We start from the raw sequence: 22721 nt of genomic DNA, 5'->3' as shown, positions 1-22721 counted from the left end.
TCAACTGCCGGATATCAGAGCGTAAGTTCCCAGGTTTCGTTGACCATGTCCTGGCCGAAGGCGTGTACCGGCTCCCCGGCCACCAGCACATAGCCCTTGCTGCGGTAGATCTGACGGGCTTCCTTCTGCTGGTCCGTGGTCCAAAGCCGCATCTTGCGATAGCCGGCGGCGCGCGCGTAGCGATGGCACTCGTCCACCAGCCGCGAACCGAGGCCGTAGCCACGCGCCTGCTCCTCCACCAGCAGCAGGCGCAGCTTGCCCACGCCGTCCTCGCCGCTGCGCGCCAGCGCGATCGAACCGACCGGCTGGCCCGCCATCTCGGCGATCCAGCACTGTTCCCGCGCCGGATCGAAGTTGCGCTCGAAGTCGGTGCAGATCTCGCCGACCAGGGTCTCGAAGCTGTCGTCCCAGCCCTGCTCCGCGGTGTACAGCGCGCCGTGGCGGCGGGTGATCCACTCCATGTCGCCGGCGCGGAAGGTGCGCAGCACGAAAGGCTGGGCGTATTTCAGGCCGCTGCCGGCATCGAGCAGCTGCTGGATGGTGCGCATCGCATCGAGCATGCGCAGTTGATCGGCCTCGCCGAATCGGCCCAGCAGATCGCCGATCTCGTCGCGCGAGCGGCGGTCCAGCGGTTCGTAGACGGCGCGGCCCTGGGCCGTCAGGTGCAGCAGCTTGGAGCGGCCGTCGGTGGCCGACGGCACCTTGGACACCAGTCCCGCGCTTTCGAACTTGGCCAGGATGCGGCTCAGGTAACCGCGATCCAGCCCAAGGTCGCGGCCCAGCATCGCGGCCGGCTGGTCGCCGTGCCGGGCCAGCTCGTACAGCACGCGCATCTCGGTCAGCGTGTATTCGCTGTGCAGCAGGCCTTCGCGCAGCACGCCGATCTGGCGCGTGAAGAAGCGGTTAAAGGAGCGGACCGCCGCAACGCGGTCGTCGAAAACAGGAACAGACATACACCCTCCGGATGACACATAGGCCGATTCTGCAACATATTGTTGACTGAGTCAACAATAAATCCCGCGGGTGCCGTAACGGTGCTAGAGTCACAACAACCCCACTCCCAGCCACCGACGCCCATGCAAGCAGCCCCGATCCCCGACAACGACGCGGAGCGCCTGGCGGCGCTACGCGAACTGCTGATACTGGACACGCCGCCGGAAGAGCGCTACGACAAGGTGGTGCGATTCGCCGCCGAAGAATTCGACGTGCCGATCGCGCTGCTGTCGCTGACCGACGAGAACCGCCAGTGGATCAAGGCCAAAGTGGGCATGGCCGTATGCGAAACCGCGCGCGACACGTCCTTCTGCGGCCATGCGATCCTGCAGCCGGATATCTTCGTCATCGCCGACGCCCGCGCCGACGCGCGCTTTGCCGACAATCCCATCGTCACCGGCGAACCGCATGTGATCTTTTACGCCGGCGCGCCGCTGGCCATGCCGTCCGGCTTCACCATCGGAACGCTATGCCTGATCGACCACAAGCCGCGCACGCTGGACGCGACCGAGCTGGCGATCCTGGCGACGCTGCGCGACCTGCTGCGGGAAGAGCTCTGCCAACATCCGGAGGCGACGCATGTCTGAGAAAGGGATCAAGGAACTGAACATGCTGCTGGTGGAGGAGCAAACGCTGTTGCGCCGAACCGTTGCACTGACGGCGCGCACCCTGGGACTGGGGACCATCCATGAAGCAGCCACCATGGAAGCGGCTGAGCGCTTGCTGCGCGAGCACAGCTTCCAGGGCGCGGTGATTTCAATCGACTGCGGCTCGCTGCCGGGGTGCGACTACAATCTGACCCTGCTGGACCGGATGCGCAACGGCATGTACGTCAGCGAGAGCAGCATCCCGATCGCGGTGATGGCGGAACACGCCACCGCCAAATTGCTCGACGATCTGCGCCAGCGCCACATCAGCCGCGTGATCCTCAAGCCATTCCGCGCCAAGGTGCTGCTGGACGCCTTCGCCAGTTTCGAGCAGCCGGCGTCGCACAAGCCTTAATACATCTCCTTGGCCACTTCGCGCACGGTCTTCAGCAGCAGGCTGGCGCCCGGCGACATGATGTGGCCGTCCACCGTGATGATGCCGTAGCCGTCCATGCGGCATGGCAGTTCGATCGGCAGGATGCTGAGCACATTCTGCGACTCGTAGTATTTGGCGACCGCGATCGGCATGACGTTGAGCGCGTCCGTCTGCTGCAACAGCGGCTTAATCAGCAGCATGGCGGTGGTATCGACCACGTTGACCGGCACTTCGAGGCCGGCGCGGCGGAACATCAACTCGCAGCGAGCGCGCAGGATGCTGCCTTGCGGCGGCAATATCCACGGCTGGTTGGCGATGTCGCGCAGCGACAGGCTGCGTGCCTTCAGCAGCGGATGGCCGGGACGCACCACCGCGCACGCCGGCTCGTCGCCCAGTTCCTCGTAGCTCAAGCCCTCCGCGCTCTGGCGCTCAGGGATACGGCCGATCATGAAGTCCAGCCGGCCGCGCTGCAACTGCTCCAGCAGGATGTTGGACTGTTCCATCTCCACACCGATGCGCAGCTTGGGCGCCAGCACCTTGGTGCGCGTGATCGCCTGCGGCAGCAGCGCGATCCCAGGCGTCATGATAGTGCCGATGTCCACCTGCCCCGACAGGCCGGCCTTGATGGCGACGATGTCCTCGTGCGCCAGCGAGAGGCTGGTCAGCGCCATGCGGGCGTGGCGTATCATGGTCTCGCCGTAGATGGTCGGCTCCATGCCGCGCGGCAGGCGGTCAAACAGCTGCACGCCCAGCATCTCCTCCAGGTCCTTGAGCTGCTTGGAGGCGGCCGGCTGCGTCATGTGCAGCTCTTCGGAGGCACGGTGGATATTGCGTTGTTCGTCGAGCGCGATCAGCAGCAGCAGCTGGCGCGTTTTCAGGCGCGCGCGCAAGAACCAGTTCGGGTTAGTTTCCATGGGAAAATGATATCACAATCGGTATAGATGTTGATGACATACCGACTGTTGCGGTATCACTTGCATGCGCCAGACGGATTGGCGGCCGGGCCTTCCCTGGTCTGCTTGATGAATGGGATGGTGCCGTCGGCGTTGTATTGGAACTCTTCGACCGCGACCGAGCGGCGGTACTCGCCACCGCCCGGCAGCTTGGCGTTGTGGTAGAAGATGTAGGACTTGCCGTTGAAGTCGACGATGGCCTGGTGGATGGTCTTGACCTTGGCGTTCTTCGACATGATCACGCCGCGATACTGCCATGGCCCGGTCGCGCTTGGACCGGTCATGTAGGCCGTCTCCTCCGGGAAGTTGCGGGAATAGGATAAATAGTATGTGCCGTTATGCTTGTGCAGGTAGGACGCTTCGGTGAACATGTCCATGCCGACGGTCTGGATCGGGCCGTCGAATTCGATCATGTTCGGTTTCAGCTTCGCATACTTCAGCACCGTGTTGCCCCAGTAGAGATAGGCCTGGCCGTCGTCGTCCTGGAAGATGGCCGGGTCGATGTCGTCCCAGGCGATCGGCGTTTGCAGCGTCATGTCGTTGCTGACCAGCGCCGAACCGCGCGCATCGACGAACGGGCCGGTCGGGCTGTCGGAGACGGCGACGCCGATGGCGTGGCCGGGTATGGTCGCGTGGTCGACGGTCGAGTAGAAGTAGTACTTGCCATCGCGCTTGGTGATGTCGGCGGCCCAGGCGTGGCCCTTGGCCCATTTAAAGGTGGATGCCTGCACAGGCGAACCACGGTCGGTCCAGTTCTTCATGTCGCAGCTGGTGTAGACGCGCCATTCGTTCATCACATAGTCCGGGCTTTTCGGCGTTGCCTCGTCGTGGCCGACGTAGAGGTAGACGGTGCCGTTTTCCACATAAGCCGAAGGATCGGCCGTGAACAGCTTGGGGAACAGCGGGTTGGCCGCCTGCGCGGCACTCATCGCCACGCCCGCCATCGCAATGGCAGCGAGTCGAATCAGCTTGGTCTTCAAAGGTCTCTCCGTTTATTTTTTATGTTTTGCGCCCAGCGCCATCAAGCGTTGCACCACGCAGAAGATGAACAGCAGGCCGCCGATCACGATCTTGGTCCACCACGAGCTGAGGGTGCCGTCGAAGGCGATCAGCGTCTGGATGGTGCCCAACACCAGCACGCCCGACAGCGAACCGGCCACGTAGCCGTAGCCGCCGCTGAGCAGCGTGCCGCCGATGACCACCGCCGCGATGGCGTCCAGCTCCGTGCCCTGCGCGTGCAGGCCGTAACCGGACAACATGTAGAACGAGAACAGCACGCCGGCCAGTGCCGCGCAGAAGCCGCTGAAGGCATAGATCAGCACCTTGGTGCGCCCTACCCTCAGGCCCATCATCAGCGCCGACTGCTCGTTGCCGCCGACCGCATAGATGGCGCGGCCGAACGGCGTGCAGTGCGCGACGTAGATCGCGGCGGCCAGGGTCAGCATCGCGATCAGCGCGCCGGGCGAAATGAAGCCGCCCAGCACCGGCAACTGCGTCTGCGACATGGCGACGTACAGCGGATCGTCAATGGTGATCGAGTTAATGCTGATCAGGTAGCACAGGCCGCGCGCCAGGAACATACCGGCCAGCGTGACGATGAACGGCTGCAGCTTGAAGTAATGGATCATCGCGCCCATGGCCGCGCCGAAGCCCGCGCCCAGCGCCAGCGCGATGGCGATCACCAGCAGCGGCGGCAGGTGCCAGGTTTGAAGCAGCCACGCGGAGATCATCGTGGTCAGCGCCAGCACCGAGCCCACCGACAGGTCGATGCCGCCGGAGAGGATGACGAAGCTCATGCCGACCGCGATCACCAGCAGGAAGGCGTTGTCGATCAGGAGATTGAACAGCACCTGCATGGACAGGAAACCGGGATAGGCCACGCCGCCCACCACCAGCAGGACGATCAGCAGCAGCACCGTGACCAGCGACGTGAAATACGGCGACGCCATCCAGGCGCGCCCGCGAAGAATCATGGTGCTCATGCTGCGCCACCTTTGCTCTTGGCGCGGAAGGCGCGCCACATGTTCTTGAATTCCGCCGACTGCGACAGGCATACCAGGAATACCACGACCGACTTGACGACCATGTTGATTTCCGGCGGCAGGCCGATGGAGTAGATAGTGTAGGTCAGCGTCTGGATGATCAGCGCACCGATCACGCTGCCGGCCAGGCTGAATTTACCGCCGGCCAGCGAAGTGCCGCCCAGCGTGACGGCCAGGATCGCGTCCAGCTCCAGCAGCAGGCCGGCGTTGTTGGCGTCCGCGCTCTTGATGTTCGCACTGATCATCAACCCGGCCAGGCCCGCGCAGGCGCTGCAAAACACGTAGACGAAGAAGATCAGTACCGCAGTCTTCAAGCCTGCCAGCCGCGCGGCGACCGGATTGATGCCTACCGCCTGAATGAACAGGCCCAGCGCTGTCTTGCGCATCAACAGCGCCGTGACCAGGAATACGGCGCCGACGATGTAGAGCGAGAACGGCAGGCCAAACAGGTAGCCGCTGCCGAGGAAGAAGAAGGGCTTGTAGTAGACCGTGACGATCTGCCCGTCCGTGAACAGCTGCGCCAGGCCGCGCCCCGCCACCATCAGGATCAGCGTGGCGACGATGGGTTGCAGGCCGAGGCCCGCCACCAGCAGGCCGTTCCAGGCGCCGCACAACAGCGCCGCGCCCATGGCCGCGCACAAGGCCCATGCCATCGGCGTGTTGGCGACGTATTCGGGCACGCCGTTCTGCATCACCATCGTGCCGCCGATGAGCATCGCGGCGACGGTGCCGCTGATCGCGACCACCGCACCGACCGAGATGTCGATGCCGCGCGTGGCGATCACCAGCGTCATGCCGAGGGCGGCCAGCACCAGCGGCGCGGCGCGGTTGGCGATGTCGATCAGGCTGCCGTACAGGTGGCCGTCCTTGATCTCAAGATGGAAGAAGCCGGGAACCAGCAGCAGGTCCACAAGCAGCAGCAGGAACAGCGCGGCCAGCGGACGGAATAAGGGATGGCGCACAAACATGGATACAGTCGATGGTGAGGTGGGCCCGGACGCGGCAGCAACAGCAGCGGCGCGCGGAGGGGCGATTTCGTTGAGCGGGCTATTCATGGACGTCTCCCGCGGCGATCACTTGCAGCACCGAGCTTTCGTCCAGCGCACCGCGCGGATACTCGTTTCCGGCCTTGCGGTCGCGCATGACGACGACGCGGTCGCTCACGCGCAGCACTTCCGGCAGCTCGGACGATATGAACAGGATGGCCATGCCCTTGCGGCACAGGGCCGTCACATAGTCCATGATCTCCTGCTTGGCGCGCACGTCGATGCCGCGCGTCGGCTCGTCCAGGATCAGCATCTTCGGCTCGGTGGCCAGCCAGCGTGCCAACAGCACCTTCTGCTGATTGCCGCCGGAGAGCGTGCCGATAGGCGTCTCGATGCTGGCCGTCTTGATGCCCAGCGCCTTGACGTATTCCTCCGCCAGCTGCTGCTGACGCTTGAGCGGAATCGCGCGCAGGATGCCGGTGCGGGCTTGCAGCGCCAGGATCAGGTTCTCGCGCACGGACAGCTCCAGCACCGCGCCTTCATGCTTGCGGTCTTCGGAGCAGAAGCCGATGCCGGCGGCGATGGCGTCTCGCGGCGAGGCGAAGCTGCATTCCTTGCCGTCGACGACGATGCTGCCGCTGTCCGCCTTGTCCGCGCCAAACAGCAAGCGTGCCGCCTCGGTGCGGCCGGAGCCCAGCAAGCCGGCCAGGCCTAGCAACTCGCCCTGTCGCAGTTCGATATCCATCGGCGACAGCGCGCCTTTGCGGCCCAAGCCGACCGCGCGCAGGAAGGTCGTCAGTTTCGATGGCGCCGAAGGGGCGGCCGGTGCGGCTGATGCAGCGGCACTCTCGCCAACCGAAGCCGCCGGAGCGCCGACCATCTTGTTGACCAGATCAAACCGCGACAGCTCGCTGCACGCGTACTCGCCTTCCCGCTCGCCGTTGCGCATCACGGTGATGCGATCCGAAATCGCATAGGTCTGGTCCAGGAAGTGCGTGACGAACAGGATCGCCATGCCCTGCTCGCGCAGGCCGCGCAATACGCTGAACAACAGCTCCACTTCCTTCTCATCGAGACTGGAAGTCGGCTCGTCGAGTATCAGCACTTTGGCCGATACCAGCAGGGCGCGCGAGATCGCCACCATCTGCTGGATCGCCAGCGGATAGCGCGCCAGCGGCAGCGAGACGTCGATCCGTATCTGCATCCGTTCCAGTAGCTCCACCGCCTGCCGCTGCATGCCGGCCCAGTCGATGCCGCCGCGTTTGCGCGGATAGCGGCCGATGAAGATATTCTCCGCCACCGACAAGTTCGGGCAAAGATTCACTTCCTGATAAACGGTGCTAATGCCCAGGTTCTGCGCCTCCAGCGTGGACGCGGGCTGTATCGCCCGGCCTTCCAGCAGGATCTGGCCCTGGTCCGGCGTGTACACGCCGGTCAGCACTTTGATCAAAGTTGATTTGCCGGCGCCGTTCTGGCCCATCAGCGTATGCACTTCGCCCGGATACAGGTTCAGCGCTACGCCGCTCAAGGCCTGCACACCAGGGAATGCCTTGCTGATGCCGCGCAGCTCCAGCACCGGAGCGGGCGCGGAAGTTAAGATGGTCATTGGATCAGTATTTACGGTTCGGGAATTCCTTGGCCGCGACTTCGGCCGGGAATACGCTCTCTTGAGTGACGACGCGCTTAGGCACCGGCTTGTTGGCGACGACATCGCGCGCCAGCTGCATCAGCTGTGGCCCCAGCAGCGGGCTGCATTCCACGGTCACGTTCAGCTTCCCGGCGATCATCGCCTCGAAAGCGCCTTTGACGCCGTCGATCGAAATCACGACGATGTCCTTGCCCGGTTTCAGGCCTGCTTCCTCGATGGCCTGGATCGCGCCGATCGCCATGTCGTCGTTATGCGCGTACAGCACATTGATCTTCTTGCCTTCGGCTTTAAGGAAAGCCTCCATCACTTCCTTGCCCTTGGCGCGGGTGAAGTCGCCAGTCTGCGAACGGATGATCTTCAGCTTCGGATTGCCGGCGACGACTTCCTCGAAGCCCTTCTTGCGGTCCAGCGCAGGTGCCGAGCCGACGGTGCCTTGGAGCTCAACGATATTGATAACGGTATCGGGCGTCTTCTTCGCGCGCTCCACCAGCCAGCGGCCGGCGCGGCGGCCTTCCTCGACGAAGTCCGAGCCGATGAAGGTGGCGTACAGCGAAGGATCGCTGACGTTGACGGCGCGGTCGGTCAGGATGACCGGGATCTTGGCCGCCTTGGCTTCGCGCAGCACGGTGTCCCAACCCGATTCCACCACCGGCGAGAACGCGATCAGGTCCACGCGCTGGGCGATGAAGGAGCGGATCGCCTTGACCTGGTTTTCCTGCTTCTGCTGGGCGTCGGCGAATTTGAGGGTGATGCCGTCCTTCTTGGCCGCTTCCTTGATCGACACGGTGTTAGCGGTGCGCCATTCGCTCTCGGCGCCGACCTGCGAAAAGCCGATCACCAACGGTTTGGCTGCGAAGGCCGAAGTATTGAGGGCAAAGGCGGCAACGAATGCGGCGGCCAGTACGGTTCTGCGATTACAAGTCATAGCAAGGTCTCCAGGTGGATTTTGTGTATTTTCTGGATCAGATACTATGAGAAACTCAAATATCTATCCAATGATATTTTGGCGCAGTTCGATACGATTTTTGATATTACCGTAGCAGCCGCAAGCCATACAAGCCGCCCGCCATCGAACCTTCGCGGGCGACGAACTTGACCACCAGCTTGCCGCCAGCCGCCGTGGCGGGCGGGATGACGTAGTCCCGGGTGTAGATCTCCTGCGGCGCCGTGGCATCCAGGGCCACCTCGGCCAGCAGCTGGCCATTGACAAAGATATCAAAGCGGCGGCCGGCATCCTGGGTCGAATAGGTCAGCCGCAGCGTACGCGCCTCGGCCTTTTTGTCGGTCAGGTCGTAGCTGAACCATCCGCTCGCGTGCCGCCAATGCCGGCCTTTGTTGACGCCTGCGTCGGCACCCTCGCCTTTGAAGAAGTGATCCGATTCAGGCTGCTGCTCGCCCGGCGCCACCTGGTCAATGGTCTGCGCGTCCAGCGCCAGACGGTCCGCCTCGTCCTGCGCGGCCTTGGACTGCATGGACGCCAGGTTGGCCGGCGTCGAATACGGCCAATAGACGACGTAGCGCGAATCGTGCAGGCGGAAGAACGGGATGAAGGTGACGTTGTCGACGTTCTTGCCCTGCACCAGCCCCGGCGCAGTGAACGTCAGCGGCTTGCCCGGCACCGGCTTGAAGCGGTCCATGAAGGCCTTGGTGTCGCTGACCAGCATGGGCGCGGACTCCAGCGGACAGACCTGGCCTTGCGCCACGTGGCCCATGCGCGAGTCGTCGGCGAAGAAGTTCAGCTTTTCACCGGCGAAGGGATTGGTTTTCGCCGCCAGCACAATCGGGCCATGCAGCACCGCGTAGTAGTTGGACTTGTCCGGCATCTGCTCCAGATGGGTTTTCATCGGCAGGCGGACCTCGACCTTGTCGCCGTCGCGCCATTCGCGGCGCAGGCCGACGTAACGGTCAGCGCCCGCGTCGGCCGCAACCGGCTTGCCGTTGACCGTGATGCGCAAGGCGCCACGCGCCACCCATTCGGGATAGCGGATCTTCATCGTGAAGGCCTTGTTGCCCTTGACCGTGATGGTGCTGTGGTCTTCGTCCGGGAAGTGGTTGGCCTGCGTAACGATCACGCCCTGCTCGCGCCAGTTCAGCGTCGAAGGGATGAACAGGTTCACGTACAGCTGGTCGCCGCGATGGGCATATATGAACTCGCCGTACTTGGCATGGCTCTCGATGCCCGAGCCTACGCAGCACCACATGGCCTTGTCCACCTGCGAATAGACGCGATAGTGATTGGGCCGCATCGGCGTGAAGTAGACGAAGCCGCCGCTGTCCGGCCGCTGCGAGGACAGGATATGGTTGTACAGCGCGCGCTCATAGTAGTCGGTGTAGCTGCCCTTGGCGTCGCCGAGGAACAGCAGCTCCGTGAGCTTGAGCATATTGTAGGTGTTGCAGGTCTCGGGACCTTCGACCTCCTCGACCATCGACGAATAATCCTTGTCGTCGTGGAAGTGCTCCTTGACGCTGTTGCCGCCGATGGCGACGGTACGGTGATCGTGCACGGTCTGCCAGAAGAATTGCGCGGCCTGCTGCCAGTCGCGGCGGCCGGTGATGTCGCCGATGCGCTTGAAGCCGATCACCTTGGGGATCTGCGTATTCGCGTGCAGGCCGGTAAGCTGGTCCTTGCCCTCCTCCAGCGGCCGCAGGATGGCCTGATGGGAGAAGCGGATCGCCAGGTCCATATACTTTTTCTGCCCCGTCATCTGGGCGACATCGGCCAGCACTTCATTCATGCCGCCATGCTCGCTGCGCAGCATGGACTGCATCTGCTCTTCGCTCAGGTGGGAGGTCAGTTCCAGCGCCCAGTTGGCCATGCCGATCAACATCGCGCGGGCATCCGCGTTGCCGGTATAGGTGTATGCATCGCGCAGGCCCGCGTACACCTTGTGCAGGTTGTACCACGGGACCCACTTGCCGTTGACGGAGAAATTGTCGGCATGGAGTTCGCCTTTGGCGATAGCCTGCCAGGCCGCGCTGCCGTCCGGGACGCCGCCGATGTAGCCATTGCCGTTGCGTTCCTGGCAGCGCTTGAGCTCCGCCACGAAGTAGTTCAGGCGACGTAGAATCTCCTGGTCGCCGGTGGACGCGTACATCAACGCCAGTGCGGACAGATAGTGACCGCCAAGGTGGCCATCCAGGCCGGAGGATTCCCAGTTGCCGTAACTGGGCTGCTTCAGCGGCAGGCCGGCTTCGCGCAGGAATGGCGCCAGCAGGCGGTCGGGTTCCATCTCAAGCAGGTAATGGAGATCCGTCCGCTGGGCTTCCAGGAAGGGGCTGTCGCCAAGGCGGACGTCGGCGAGCGGGAACAGCTGCAACGGTGCCGCCGCAGCCGATGCACACAGCATCGCAGCGGCGATCAGCGCCGCCGTGCGCAGCGCCGCCCTCATCGCGATGGCAGCTGGTTGCTGCGGTATCGGTTCAGGTCCGCCGGATCCACCTGCGGCCAGTTGTCGGCATCCCATTTCATTTCCATGATTTTCAGTTTTTGCAGGTAGTTGTCCGCGGTCTCATAGGCGTGCAGCACCATGTAATCCTTGCCGTCGAAGGTGTAGGCGCTGTTGTGGCCTAGGCCCTTCCAGTCCTTGTCGCCGGCGATGACGATGGAACCACCACCCTTCATCATGTCGACACCGTTCTTGTCCACGTAAGGACCGGTGACGTCCCTGGACCTGCCCACAACGACGTGGTAGGTGCTATCGCCCTTGCGACAGCAAAGACCGAACGACGCGAACAGATAGTAGTAGTCGCCCTTCTTGAACACAAACGGCGCCTCGATCTCGTCCGCCCCCGCCGACTTCCCGGCCACCGACGGTGCGTGCGACCGGCTGGCGATCGCATGCCATTCCTGCGGATCGGCGAGCCCGGTCCAATCCGCATTGAGCTTGACCAGCTTCAGGCCACTCCAGAAGGAACCGAACGCCATCCACGCGCCACCCTTGCCGTCTTCAACGATGTTCGGGTCGATGGCGTTCCAGTCGTCGCGCAGCGGCACGGATTGCAGCATCATGCCCTTGTCTTCCCAACGGTAGTCGGGCGAACGCGGGTTGAGCGTCTTGTTAACCGTAACGCCGATGCCCGACGTGTTCTTGCCGAAGCCGGAAACCGAATAATACAAATAGTATCGACCGTTATGGAAGTGCACGTCTGGCGCCCAGATATGGCCATCGAAGGTCGGTGCGGCACGCTTGGCCCACACCGGCTGGTCCTTGAAGATACGGCCTTCCGGCGTCCAGTCCTTCATGTTTTTGGAGCTGTAGAAGGTGATACCCGGCCCGGTACTGAATACGTACCAGGTATCGCCCTCCTTCGCCATCACCGGATCGTGGACGCTGACTTCCTTGGCTGCGCAAGGTAACAGCGCCAACAGGCCCAATGCAAATATCGCAGACCTCATCCTAACTCCCAGTACGCGCGCCCCAGATCGACACGCCATCCACCGACTGCGCCGTCCACGTCACCACGAAAGCGCTGGCGTTGGTATTCCACTGGCGCGACAGCACGCCGTTGAAAGTTCCGGTGGCGCCCAGCGAAATCGTGATCTTGTTGGCGCCATTATGCTTCCAGGTGCCGGTTGCGGCACCGGAAACCGTGCCGTCGGCGGCCAGCTTGATGTTCTGCGAAGCCTTGATCGCCGCCGTGATGTCCTTGCCGTGGTTGATCATCTTATACGTACCGGCGGCATCGGCGGCAGTCACCTCGGCCGACAGCGCCGTCGCGTTCTTGCTGAGCGGCGCGTAGCGGAACGGCGACACCACGATCCAGCCATCTTCGTTGATGAACATCTCGTGTACGCGGATCTGATGGAACTCACCGGTGCCGGGGAAGCGCGTGTGGAACACCAGGAAGTACTGGCCAGTCGCCGCCTCGTAGTAAGCGGAGTTGTGACCTGGCGATACGTAGCCCAGCGGCGTTCCGGTCTCGCCATCCGCCAGCGCGAACTGGTAGTTGCCCATGATCTTCTGGCCGAATGGAGCGATGCTGGCGTCGTCGAACAAGGGCAGCGCGGGATTGGCCTTGACGTTGGCCATGTCGTTGCCCTTGGCGTCGACGTACGGACCGTCCGGATTCAGCGAGCGTGCCACGCGCATATTGTAGGCGCCATTCGCATCCAGTCCGCCGAAGGACGTGAACAGGTAGTAGTACTTCGACTGTGGGCTGTACATCACATACGCGCCCTCGATGCGGCTGTGGTTCCCGCCCATCAGGTGCTTGCCGTAGCCCTGGCCCGGCTTCTGCAAACCAGTGACCGGGTCCATCGCCAGGATGAAGATGCCGCCGGAATAGGAGCCGTAGATCATCCACAGCTTGCCGTCCTTGTCGAAGAAGGTGTTCGGATCGACCACGTTCGGCATCGTCAGCGCATCGTAGACGTTGACGCCGTCCTCGCTGACCAGGCCCCACATGCCGGATTTGAGCATGATCTGCTTGTTGACGTACGGGCCTTCGATCTTGTCCGCCACGGCCACGCCCAGCGCGGAGCGGGGCGAATCGCCTTTGCAGGAGTTGTAGTAGAAGTAGAACTTGCCGTCGCCGAGCTTGACCACGTCCGGCGCCCACAGGTCCGTCACCTGCGCCCAGGCGAAAGTGTCCGCCAGGGCGGTGACGACGTTGTTGAACAGCGGATTGGCAGCGTTGACGCCGTCCGCGATCTTGGTCCAGTTCATCAGGTCCGTCGATTTTGCGGCGGCCAGGTGCGAGCCGAAGACGTAGTAGGTACCGTCCACCTTGATCAGCGCCGGATCGTGCACCGAAGCGTCGCCGAAGGTGATGGACGTTGGCGTTGGCGTCGGCGTTGGCGTTGGCGTCGGTGTCGGCGTTACCGTGCCGCCGCTGCTACCGCCGCCACCGCCGCCGCAACCGGCCAGCAGCAATGCTACGCCGCCGGCGATCGCTTTACGGCGCGATAGCGAAATATCGTGTTCGCTCATGGCGTCACTCCACCGCTACAACGACAACGGCCTTGGCCGGAATCTTCACCGTCAGCTTGCCGTCCACCGCGTTGGCGCTGTACGGCGCAGGCTTGATCGCCTGCGGGGCCTGGAAGGTGTTATGCGCGTCCATCGCGGCTGCGGTCAGCACGCGGCCCTTGACCGACTTGATCGCCTGCCCCGGAATGTTGATCGCCACATCCGCAGCCTGGCCCGGATTGGTATTGACCAGCGCCAGATACAGCTTGCCATCCGTGCCGCGTGCGGCCGATGCGCTGATCTCAGGGACGCTGGCGCCGTCCAGCGCATACTGCGGATTGTTCGACAACGTCAGCGGCAACGAGGTGGCGCCCTGGAACGGCACGTACATCTCGAAGGCATGATAGGTCGGCGTCAGCACCATCTTGTCCTTGTCGGTGATGATCATCGATTGCAGCACATTGACCATCTGCGCGATATTGGTCATGCGCACCCGGTCAGCATGGGCATGGAAGATGTTGAAGTTAAGCGCTGCAACAACCGCATCGCGCAGGGTGTTCTGCTGAAACAGGAAGCCGGCGTTGGTGCCCTTCTCCACGTCGTACCAGGTGCCCCATTCGTCGACGAACAGGCCCAGTTTTTTCTCAGGATCGTTCTTGTCCATCACGGCGGAGTTCTTGACGATGTGGTCCTCCATACGCAGCGTGTTGGTCAGCGTGGACATCCACTCCTTCTCGGGGAAGCCGGTGGCGGCGCCCTTCACATCCCACTGGCCGGTCGGGATGGTGTAGTAGTGGAGGCTGATGCCGTCGGTCTGGCGCTTCACCTGCTTGCTCAGCACATCGGACCAGGTCACGTCGCTGTCGTTGCCGCCGCTGGCGATCATCTTCGGACGGTATTGGGACGGCGCGCGCAGGAAGGTCTCGACGTTCTTGTACAGATCCGCATAGTGTTCCGGCGTCATATTGCCGCCGCAGCCCCAGGCCTCGTTACCGACAGCGAAATAGGCGACCTTGAACGGCTTCTCATGTCCATTCTTGCGGCGCAGGTTGGCCAGCGTGGACTGGCTGTCGGAGGTCATATACTCGACCCACTCCGACATCTCTTGCGCACTGCCGGTGCCCAGATTGCCGTTGACGTAGGCGTCCGCGCCCAGCAGGTCGATCAGGTCGAAGAACTCATGAGTGCCGACTGCGTTCGATTCCGCCACGCCGCCCCAGTTGGTGTTGACCTTGACCGGGCGCTTCTCGCGCGGGCCGATGCCGTCCTTCCAGTGGTATTCGTCAGCGAAGCAGCCGCCTGGCCAGCGCACCAGCGGCACATGCATGGCCTTCAAGGCACCGACGACGTCATTGCGCCAGCCCTTGGTGTTCGGGATCTTCGATTTCGGGCCGACCCACATACCTTCGTAAATGCCGGTACCCAGATGCTCGGCAAACTGGCCGTAGATGTCCTTGTTGATGACGGCGCCCGGTTTTCCGGCGTCGATGGTCAGGCCGATGGTATCGGCAGCGAATGCTGCGCCGGAGGCGAGCAGGCAAAAGGCGAGTACGCCTTGCTTGATGGTGTTCATAGCAATCTCCTTGGTTATAGTTTTATGACAAAGCCGCGCTGCGGCTTGATCGGTACAGCGACTTCTTTTCCTGCAGCGATACAAAATCCGGACTTATACCCAGCCGGCGTCGACGATGAATTCCTGGGCGGTGCACATCGCGCCGTCTTCGGCTGCGAGGAACAGCACCATCGAAGCCACGTGCTGCGGCAGCAACTTGGTCGGCATGCACTGGTTACGCTTGATGTCCTGCTCGCCCGCGTCGTCCAGCCACAGGTCGATCTGGCGCTGCGTCATCACCCAGCCTGGAGTGACGGTGTTGACGCGGATGCCGTGCGCGCCGAACTCGCGCGCCAGTCCTCGCGTCAAGCCGTGGACGGCCGCTTTGGACGTGGCATATACCGGATAGCCGGCGTTCTTGACGTGCCACGAAATCGAGCCGACGTTGATAATCGATCCGGCGCCCTTCTTCTTCATGCCTTCCAGGACCGCTTGGCAGGTGAAGAACATCGGGCGCTGGTTGATGGCGATGCGCTCGTTCCAGTAGTCCACCGTCACTTCGGCCGTCTCGTGACGCTGGTCGTTGGCGGCGTTGTTGACGAGGATGTCGAAATCGCCGATGGCGGCGGCCATCTCGGACATGGTGCTTTGCAGAGCTGGGATATCGGTGATGTCGCACTGGCGGAACAGCGGCTCAGGGTAGCCGGCTTCCTTCACCCGGCGGATCAGGGCCAGGCTGGCATCGCGGGCGATGTCGACGAACGCCACTTGCGCGCCCTGCTCGGCGAAGGAAATCACCATCGCTTCGCCGATGCCGGTTCCGCCGCCTGTGATGAATACGCGCTTGCCGCGCAGGCTGCCAAATTTGGCTAGTTGGGTCATGCTGTCTCCTGCTTTTTTATGTATTTTTTTGCTCAGCACGGATTCCGCGCCGGCGGACCGCCGCCGTCGCGGAACCGATGCTGACTTGAATCAGGCGCGCGTCAGTTCACCCTCGCGGCGGCGCCAGGTTGCGGTGCCGCTGTCGCGTAACACCTCGGGCAGCAGCGCCTGCGACAGGTTCTGGTACGACACCGGACGCAGGAAGCGCACGATGGCGCCCGTGCCCACGGAGGTGCTGCGACCATCGGAAGTCGACGGGAATGGACCACCGTGCACCATCGCGCTGCAGACTTCAACGCCGGTCGGGAAGCCATTGGCCAGGATGCGGCCTGCCTTACGCTCCAGCACCGGCAACAGCGCGTGAGCCAGATCCAGATCGCCATCGTCCAGTTCCAGCGTGGCGGTCAGCTGACCTTCCAGGCTCTCGGCGACTTGACGCAGTTCGGCGATATCCTTGCAGGCGACCAGCAACGAAGCCGGTCCGAATACTTCTTCCGACAGCGCATGCTGCGCCAGGAAGGCCGCACCGCTGGTGACGAACAGCGCGGGCGCGCCCTTGCCTTCGGACTGCGGCGCCAGCGCCAGCGTCTTCACATCCGCATGTCCCGCCAGTTGCGTGATCCCGCGCTGGAAGCTGCCGGCGATGCCCGGCGATAGCATGGCGCACGCGGCGCCGCCGGCCAGCGCTCGTGCGGCGGCGTTAGCGAAGCGGTCCAGATCGGCGCCAGCGATGCCGATCACCAGGCCGGGATTGGTGCACATCTGCCCCACGCCCAGCACCAGCGAGCCGGCGAAACCAGCGGCGATTTCCTCGGCGCGGGCAGCCAATGCACGCGGCATCAGGAACACAGGATTGATCGAGCTCATTTCCGCATACACGGGAATCGGCACCGGACGCGCAGCCGCCACGGCCATCAGCGCCGTACCGCCGCTGCGCGAGCCGGTGAAGCCGACCGCCTTGATCGCAGGATGACGCACCAGCTCCTGGCCGATGCCGTTGCCGCTACCGGTCAGCAGCGAGAACACGCCGGCAGGCAGGCCGCAAAGCTCAACCGCCTTGACCACGGCGCGGCCTACCAGCTCCGATGTGCCAGGATGCGCGGAGTGCGCCTTCAGCACCACCGGGCAGCCGGCAGCCAGCGCCGACGCGGTGTCGCCACCGGCCACAGAAAAAGCCAACGGGAAGTTACTGGCCGCGAAAACCGCTACCGGACCGAGACCGATCATGCGCATCCGCAGGTCCGGGCGCGGCGGCGCCCGATCCGGCAGCGCCTTGTCGATGCGGACGTCGTTCCACGAGCCTTCGCGCAGCAGGTTGGCAAACAGTTTCAGCTGGCCGACGGTGCGGCCACGCTCACCTTCGATGCGCGCGCGCGGCAGGCCGCTTTCGGCCATCACGCGCTCCACCAGCACGTCGCCCAGCGCCATGATCTGCTCCCCGATGGTCTCGAGGAAGACGGCGCGCTTCTCATCGCTCAGCGCGCGGAAGGTATCGAATGCGTCGTCGGCCAGGCGGCAGGCCTGATCGATCTGTTCGAAATCGACCGCATGAAATTCAGGCTCCATCGGCTGCTGCAGCGATGGGTTGTAGGCGCGGATGGCGCTGCCCGTGCCTTTGACGGCCACGCCGCCTATCAGTGCTTCACCAGTAATGATCATAATGCTTTCACTTTCGCGACTTCGGTTTTGTACACGGCCAGCTTGTTGCGCAGGGCTGGGCCAAATTGCGGCGCTTCGATTTCAAAGGTCTCGCCGGGCTTGACAACGATGTTGTCGGCCACGCTCAGCGTCGCCGTGCCGAAGAAGTGGATGTGCACATCGCCGGGACGCTTGAACAGCGGGTACTTGAAGTGGTGATGTTCCAGGTTGCCGATGGTGTGCGACATATTCTGCTCGCCGCTGAAGAACGCCTTCTCCCAACGCACTTTGCCTTCCACGTCGTAGATGCGCGAGGTGCCTTCGATATGGGCCGGCGCTTCGCCGACCAGCAGCGCCGGGCCCAGGCCGCAGGCGCGCAGCTTGGAGTGCGCGAGGTAGAGGTAGTTCTGGCGTTCGGTCACGTGGTCCGAGAACTCGTTGCCGATGGCGTAGCCGACGCGGTAAGGCTGGCCGTCGTCGCCGATCACGTACAGGCCGGCCACTTCAGGCTCTTCGCCGCCGTCCAGTGCGAAGTCGGGCATGTTCAGGGCCTGGCCGCTGGCGGCGACAACCGAGCCGTCGCCCTTGTAGAACCACTCCGGCTGTACGCCGGCCTCGCCCGCGGCAGGCTTACCGCCTTCAACGCCCATGCGGAACATCTTCATGGAGTCGCTCAGGGATTCGACGTCGCCGCCGATTTTCTTGTGCATGGCGTCGCGGGTATCGGCGCTGCCCAGATGGGTCAGGCCGGTGCCGGTGACGTAGCAGTGGGCGTCGTCGCTGTGGTCCAGCGGTGGCAGCAGGCGGCCGGCCGCTGCGACGGCGTCGAACGCCACCACGGCGGAGCCGGTGGCGTGCGCCGCCAGGTCGGCCAGCTTGATCGACCGGCGGATCGCGGCTTGCGCCAGCGCGTAGGTCGTGTCGTAGCCTTCGATGACGCGGATGGTGTTCTGTTCCAGCACGCCGATCTGGCGCGCGCCTTGTTCGTTCTTGAATTGTACGAGTAGCATATAGTCTCCTTTGCCCCCGTCATTCCCGCGCAGGCGGGAATCCATACTTCGCATGCCTTCAGGCGGTCTATGGATTCCCGCTTTCGCGGGAATGACGGCGGTGGTTATATTGATTAGTGCGAGTGGCGCGGTACGGCCGATCCGCGGTTCCCGACCAGGAAGTCGAAATCGCAGCCTTCGTCGGCTTGCAGCACGTGTTCGATGTAGAGTTTCTGGTAACCGGTCTTCGGTCCCGGCGCCGAGCCGATGACGCGCGCGGCCTGGCGCTCGGCCATCTCCGCATCCGAAATCTCCAGGTTCAACAGGCCGCCGGCGCAATCGAGCGTGATCCAGTCGCCGTCCTTGACGATGCCCAGCGGGCCGCCGGCCATCGCTTCCGGCGCCACGTGCAGCACCACGGTGCCGTAAGCGGTGCCGCTCATGCGCGCATCCGAGATGCGGACCATGTCCTTGACGCCGGCCGCCAGCAGTTTCGGCGGCAGGCCCATGTTCCCCACTTCAGCCATGCCCGGATAACCTTTCGGGCCGCAGTTCTTCATCACCAGCACCGAGTTGGCATCGACTTCCAGTTCAGGATCGACGATGCGGCTCTTGTAGTGTTCAAAGTCCTCGAACACCACGGCGCGGCCGCGATGCTGCATCAGCTCCGGCGTGGCGGCCGACGGTTTCAGCACGGCGCCGCGCGGCGCCAGGTTGCCGCGCAGGATGCAGATGCCGCCATCCTTCAACAGCGGCTTGTCCAGCGGGCGGATCACCTCATCGTCATAGATCGGCGCTTCCTTGCAGTTGTCCCACAGCGATTTGCCGTTGACGGTCAATGCGCCCGGATGCGGCACCAGGTCGCCCTCGCCCATGCGGCGGATGGCGCCCGGCAGGCCGCCGGCGTAGTAGAACTCTTCCATCAGGAAGCGGCCCGACGGCAGCAGGTCGACGATGGTCGGCGTGCCGCGGCCGACGCGGGTCCAGTCTTCCAGCTCCAGGTCGACGCCGATGCGGCCGGCGATGGCCTTCAGGTGGATCACGGCGTTGGTCGAACCGCCGATGGCGGCGTTGACACGGATCGCGTTCTCGAAGTTCTCGCGCTTGAGAATCTTCGACAACGTCAGGCCTTCCTTCACCATCTCGACGGCGCGGATGCCCGACATGTGCGCCAGGATGTAGCGGCGCGAATCGACGGCGGGAATGGCGGCATTGTGCGGCAGCGTGGTGCCCAGCGCTTCGGCCATGCAGGCCATGGTGGACGCGGTGCCCATGGTGTTGCAGGTGCCTGCGGAGCGGGAGTGGCCCGATTCCGCCGACATGAATTCATGCATGCTGATTTCGCCGGCCTTGACCTGCTCGTGCAGCTGCCATACGGCGGTGCCGGAGCCGATGTTCTTGCCGTTCAGCTTACCGTTCAGCATAGGACCGCCGCTGACGACGATGGTCGGAATGTCGACCGATGCTGCACCCATCAGCAGCGCCGGGGTGGTCTTGTCGCAGCCGACCAGCAGCACCACGCCGTCCATCGGATTGCCGCGGATCGATTCTTCGACGTCCATGCTGGCCAGGTTACGGGTCAGCATGGCGGTCGGACGCAGGTTCGATTCGCCGTTGGAGAAGACCGGGAATTCAACCGGGAAGCCGCCGGCCTCCAGGATGCCGCGCTTGACGTGCTCCGCCAGCTTGCGGAAGTGCGCATTGCAAGGAGTCAGCTCCGACCAGGTGTTGCAGATGCCGATGATAGGCTTGCCCTGGAATTCGTGATCGGGAATACCCTGATTCTTCATCCAGCTGCGATACATGAAACCGTTTTTGTCTTGGGTACCAAACCACTCGGCGGAGCGCAGCTTCACCTTTTTATCATTCTCGGACATGCATATCTCCTCAGTATGGGCTTGTACGGGGGCATGCTTGTCGTACCCCCGCATCGATAAGGCATACTAAGTTGTAGTGAGATATCTTTCCAATAAATTATTATTCGACTTCGATACCTGAATTGGTATCAGTCCTCGACGGTGAAGCGGTAGCTCATGACGGTGCTGTACTCCTCGCCCGGACGCAGTATCGTCGAGGGGAATTCAGGATGGTTCGGCGAGTCGGGATAGTGCTGAGGTTCGAGGCAAAAACCGCTGCGATGGCCGAAGATACGCCCTTTTCCGCTCATCCCGTCGTGCAGGAAGTTCCCGCTGTAGAACTGCACGCCCGGCTCCTGGGTCAGCACTTCCAGCACCCGGCCGGAGGACGGATCGCGCACGCGGGCCGCCAGTTCCAGCGCGCCGGGCGCGGATTTTTTCAGCACGAAGTTGTGGTCGTAACCGGCGCCGTGGCGCAGCTGCTCGTCGTCCTGGTCGATGCGCGCGCCGATCGCATGCGGCGCGCGGAAGTCGAATGGCGTGCCTTCCACCGCGGGCAGTTCGCCGGTGGGTATCAGGCCGCTGTCGACCGGCGTGTAGGCGTCGGCGACGATGGTCAGCTCGTGGGACAGGATGTCGCCCTTGCCGGCCAGGTTGAAATAGGCGTGGTTGGTCAGGTTGACCGGTGTCGCTTTGTCGGCGATGGCGTGGAAGGCGATACGCAATTCGTTATTGTTGCGCAGTTCGTAGATCACCGTCACCTCCAGCTTGCCCGGATAGCCTTGCTCGCCGTCGGCGCTCAGGTAGCTCAGGATCAGGCCTGCCGATTGCGGCGTGGCGAAAGTTTCGGCTTCCCACATGCGGCGGTGGAAGCCGTCCACGCCTCCGTGTAAATGGTTTATACCGTTATTCACGTCCAGCTGGTACGACTCGCCGTCCAGCGTGAAGCGGCCGTTGGCGATGCGGTTGCCGTAACGGCCGATCAATGCGCCGAGGTAGTGGGATTCGCCCAGATAGGCCGCCGCGTCGTCGAAGCCGAGGCAGACGTCGGCCAGCTGGCCGTTGCGGTCCGGCGTGTGGATTTCGGTGATGACGCCGCCAAGGTCGCTGATCTTGACGATCATGCCGTTGGCGTTGGTCAGGGTGTACAGGGTGGCTTCTGGGCCGAAGGCGGTTGTGGTGATGGTTGGCTGCATGGTTGTTTTCTACGGCAACGGCGGCCGACGGAATTGGTTCCGTGGCCGCCGCGAATGTTCTATAGATTCCCGCTTGCGCGGGAACGACGTGTGTTCAGGCTATTCAGGCCATCGAGGGCTTTCCGAATACCGGCATGCCCTGCTCGTCCCACTTCAATGGTTTGACGTAGGTGTGGCGGTCCGGATTCCACAGCGGATCGCCGATAATCTCGGTATAGGTGCGTGCATGATAAACCAACATGACGGTCTCGCCATCATCGCCGATGGTAAAACTGTTATGTCCCGGTCCGTACACACCGTGTTCGAAGCAGGTTTGCAGCACCGGCTGGCGCGACTTGGTCCACGAGGCCGGGTCCAGCAGGTCGCTCCTGTCATCCGCCCACAACAGGCCCATGGCGTAGTTCTCGTCGGTGGCGCTGGCCGAGTAGCTGATGAAGATCTTGCCGTTCTTCTTCAGCACCGACGGTCCTTCGTTGACCCAGAAGCCGCGGATCTCCCAGTCGAATTCCGGCTTGCTCAGCATGACCGGCGGCCCGCCCAGCTGCCACGGCGTTTTCATCGGCGCGATGTACAGGTTGGAATTGCCCTCGATGGCCACGTCCTTCTGCGCCCACAGGTAGTACAGCTGCCCCTTGTGGGTGAAGGTGGTGGCATCCAGGCAGAAGGTGTCGATGCCGGTGTCGATCTGGCCCATGAACTCCCACTCGCCGACCAAAGGATTCGGATTGGCGTTGCGGATCGCGTACATGCGGTGCTGGAACAGCTTGTCCTTGATCTCGCGGCTCGGCGCGGCCGCGAAGTAGACGTACCAGGCGCCGTCGTTGTAGTGCAGTTCCGGCGCCCAAACCAGTTCGCTATACGGGCCGCTATCCGGCTTGTGCCAGATGTCGACCTTGTCCGCGTCCGCCAGGCCGGCGATGGTTTTCGCGCGGCGCAGCTCGATGCGGTCGTACTGCGGCACCGAGGCGGTGAAGTAGTAATAACCGTCGCTGTGACGAATGATAAAAGGATCGGCGCGCTGCTCGATCAGCGGAGTCAGTACATCTTCCATTGC

General features: G+C 63.2%; 19 protein-coding genes. 2 read left to right on the top strand and 17 right to left on the bottom strand.

Translation table 11 applies throughout. The annotated features are described in order from the left end of the window. Nucleotides 1–14: 14 nt before the first annotated feature. A complete protein-coding gene (locus ACEN9O_RS20450; protein ID WP_495613649.1) occupies nt 15–953 on the bottom strand; it encodes a bifunctional helix-turn-helix transcriptional regulator/GNAT family N-acetyltransferase in 939 nt (312 codons plus the stop codon). Between the two features lie 123 nt (nt 954–1076). Here ACEN9O_RS20450 and ACEN9O_RS20445 point away from each other — a divergent pair, with 123 nt between their 5' ends. Both ACEN9O_RS20445 and ACEN9O_RS20440 read left to right on the top strand, forming a co-directional pair. Beyond that, nucleotides 1077–1580, top strand: a complete 504-nt coding sequence (locus ACEN9O_RS20445) for a GAF domain-containing protein (protein WP_495613648.1) — start codon at nt 1077–1079, stop codon at nt 1578–1580. Next, nucleotides 1573–1995 (top strand): response regulator, encoded by a 423-nt coding sequence (locus tag ACEN9O_RS20440; protein ID WP_495613647.1) that lies wholly within the window; start codon nt 1573–1575, stop codon nt 1993–1995. Before ACEN9O_RS20445 ends, ACEN9O_RS20440 begins: the two co-directional genes overlap by 8 nt. Here ACEN9O_RS20440 and ACEN9O_RS20435 read toward each other — a convergent pair. The 16 genes from ACEN9O_RS20435 to ACEN9O_RS20360 form a co-directional block, all read right to left on the bottom strand. Beyond that, the gene (locus ACEN9O_RS20435) at nt 1992–2930 is read right to left on the bottom strand and encodes a LysR family transcriptional regulator (RefSeq protein WP_495613646.1); all 939 of its coding nucleotides are present in this window, start codon (nt 2928–2930) and stop codon (nt 1992–1994) included. The genes ACEN9O_RS20440 and ACEN9O_RS20435 overlap by 4 nt on opposite strands. Nucleotides 2931–2986: 56 nt before the next feature. Then, complete coding sequence (locus tag ACEN9O_RS20430; RefSeq protein WP_495613645.1) at nt 2987–3949, bottom strand: glycoside hydrolase family 43 protein; 963 nt, start codon at nt 3947–3949, stop codon at nt 2987–2989. A 12-nt stretch (nt 3950–3961) separates the two neighbouring features. After that, on the bottom strand, nt 3962–4951 hold the full coding sequence (yjfF, locus tag ACEN9O_RS20425; protein ID WP_495613644.1) for a galactofuranose ABC transporter, permease protein YjfF: 990 nt from the start codon (nt 4949–4951) through the stop codon (nt 3962–3964). Next, a complete protein-coding gene (locus ACEN9O_RS20420) occupies nt 4948–5979 on the bottom strand; it encodes an ABC transporter permease (protein WP_495618509.1) in 1032 nt (343 codons plus the stop codon). Before ACEN9O_RS20420 ends, yjfF begins: the two co-directional genes overlap by 4 nt. Before the next feature lie 79 nt (nt 5980–6058). After that, nucleotides 6059–7603 (bottom strand): sugar ABC transporter ATP-binding protein, encoded by a 1545-nt coding sequence (locus tag ACEN9O_RS20415; RefSeq protein WP_495613643.1) that lies wholly within the window; start codon nt 7601–7603, stop codon nt 6059–6061. A gap of 4 nt (nt 7604–7607) precedes the next feature. Continuing rightward, nucleotides 7608–8570 (bottom strand): ABC transporter substrate-binding protein, encoded by a 963-nt coding sequence (locus ACEN9O_RS20410; protein WP_495613642.1) that lies wholly within the window; start codon nt 8568–8570, stop codon nt 7608–7610. A gap of 106 nt (nt 8571–8676) precedes the next feature. Next, nucleotides 8677–11034, bottom strand: a complete 2358-nt coding sequence (locus ACEN9O_RS20405; RefSeq protein WP_495618508.1) for a beta-L-arabinofuranosidase domain-containing protein — start codon at nt 11032–11034, stop codon at nt 8677–8679. After that, nucleotides 11031–12041, bottom strand: a complete 1011-nt coding sequence (locus ACEN9O_RS20400; protein WP_495613641.1) for an arabinan endo-1,5-alpha-L-arabinosidase — start codon at nt 12039–12041, stop codon at nt 11031–11033. Before ACEN9O_RS20400 ends, ACEN9O_RS20405 begins: the two co-directional genes overlap by 4 nt. 1 nt (nt 12042) lies before the next feature. Then, on the bottom strand, nt 12043–13575 hold the full coding sequence (locus ACEN9O_RS20395) for a glycoside hydrolase family 43 protein (RefSeq protein ID WP_495613640.1): 1533 nt from the start codon (nt 13573–13575) through the stop codon (nt 12043–12045). A gap of 4 nt (nt 13576–13579) precedes the next feature. Further along, a complete protein-coding gene (locus tag ACEN9O_RS20390; protein ID WP_495613639.1) occupies nt 13580–15127 on the bottom strand; it encodes an alpha-N-arabinofuranosidase in 1548 nt (515 codons plus the stop codon). Between the two features lie 93 nt (nt 15128–15220). Further along, a complete protein-coding gene (locus ACEN9O_RS20385; protein WP_495613638.1) occupies nt 15221–15988 on the bottom strand; it encodes an SDR family NAD(P)-dependent oxidoreductase in 768 nt (255 codons plus the stop codon). Between the two features lie 90 nt (nt 15989–16078). Continuing rightward, complete coding sequence (locus ACEN9O_RS20380; protein WP_495613637.1) at nt 16079–17647, bottom strand: aldehyde dehydrogenase (NADP(+)); 1569 nt, start codon at nt 17645–17647, stop codon at nt 16079–16081. Next, nucleotides 17644–18636 carry an AraD1 family protein gene (araD1, locus tag ACEN9O_RS20375; protein WP_495613636.1) on the bottom strand — a complete coding sequence of 331 codons (993 nt, stop codon included), beginning with the start codon at nt 18634–18636 and terminating at the stop codon, nt 17644–17646. Before araD1 ends, ACEN9O_RS20380 begins: the two co-directional genes overlap by 4 nt. Before the next feature lie 113 nt (nt 18637–18749). Further along, nucleotides 18750–20492, bottom strand: coding sequence for an IlvD/Edd family dehydratase (locus ACEN9O_RS20370; RefSeq protein ID WP_495613635.1), 1743 nt, complete (start codon nt 20490–20492; stop codon nt 18750–18752). Nucleotides 20493–20620: 128 nt separating this feature from the next. Then, the gene (locus ACEN9O_RS20365; protein WP_495613634.1) at nt 20621–21667 is read right to left on the bottom strand and encodes an aldose epimerase family protein; all 1047 of its coding nucleotides are present in this window, start codon (nt 21665–21667) and stop codon (nt 20621–20623) included. 103 nt (nt 21668–21770) lie between these two features. Then, complete coding sequence (locus ACEN9O_RS20360; protein WP_495613633.1) at nt 21771–22718, bottom strand: glycoside hydrolase family 43 protein; 948 nt, start codon at nt 22716–22718, stop codon at nt 21771–21773. Between the last annotated feature and the right edge of the window lie 3 nt (nt 22719–22721).

The sequence above is a fragment of the Duganella sp. Dugasp78 genome (assembly GCF_059491455.1).
The sequence above is the reverse complement of the archived record's forward strand: the minus strand, read 5'-3'. Positions and strand labels throughout refer to the sequence as shown.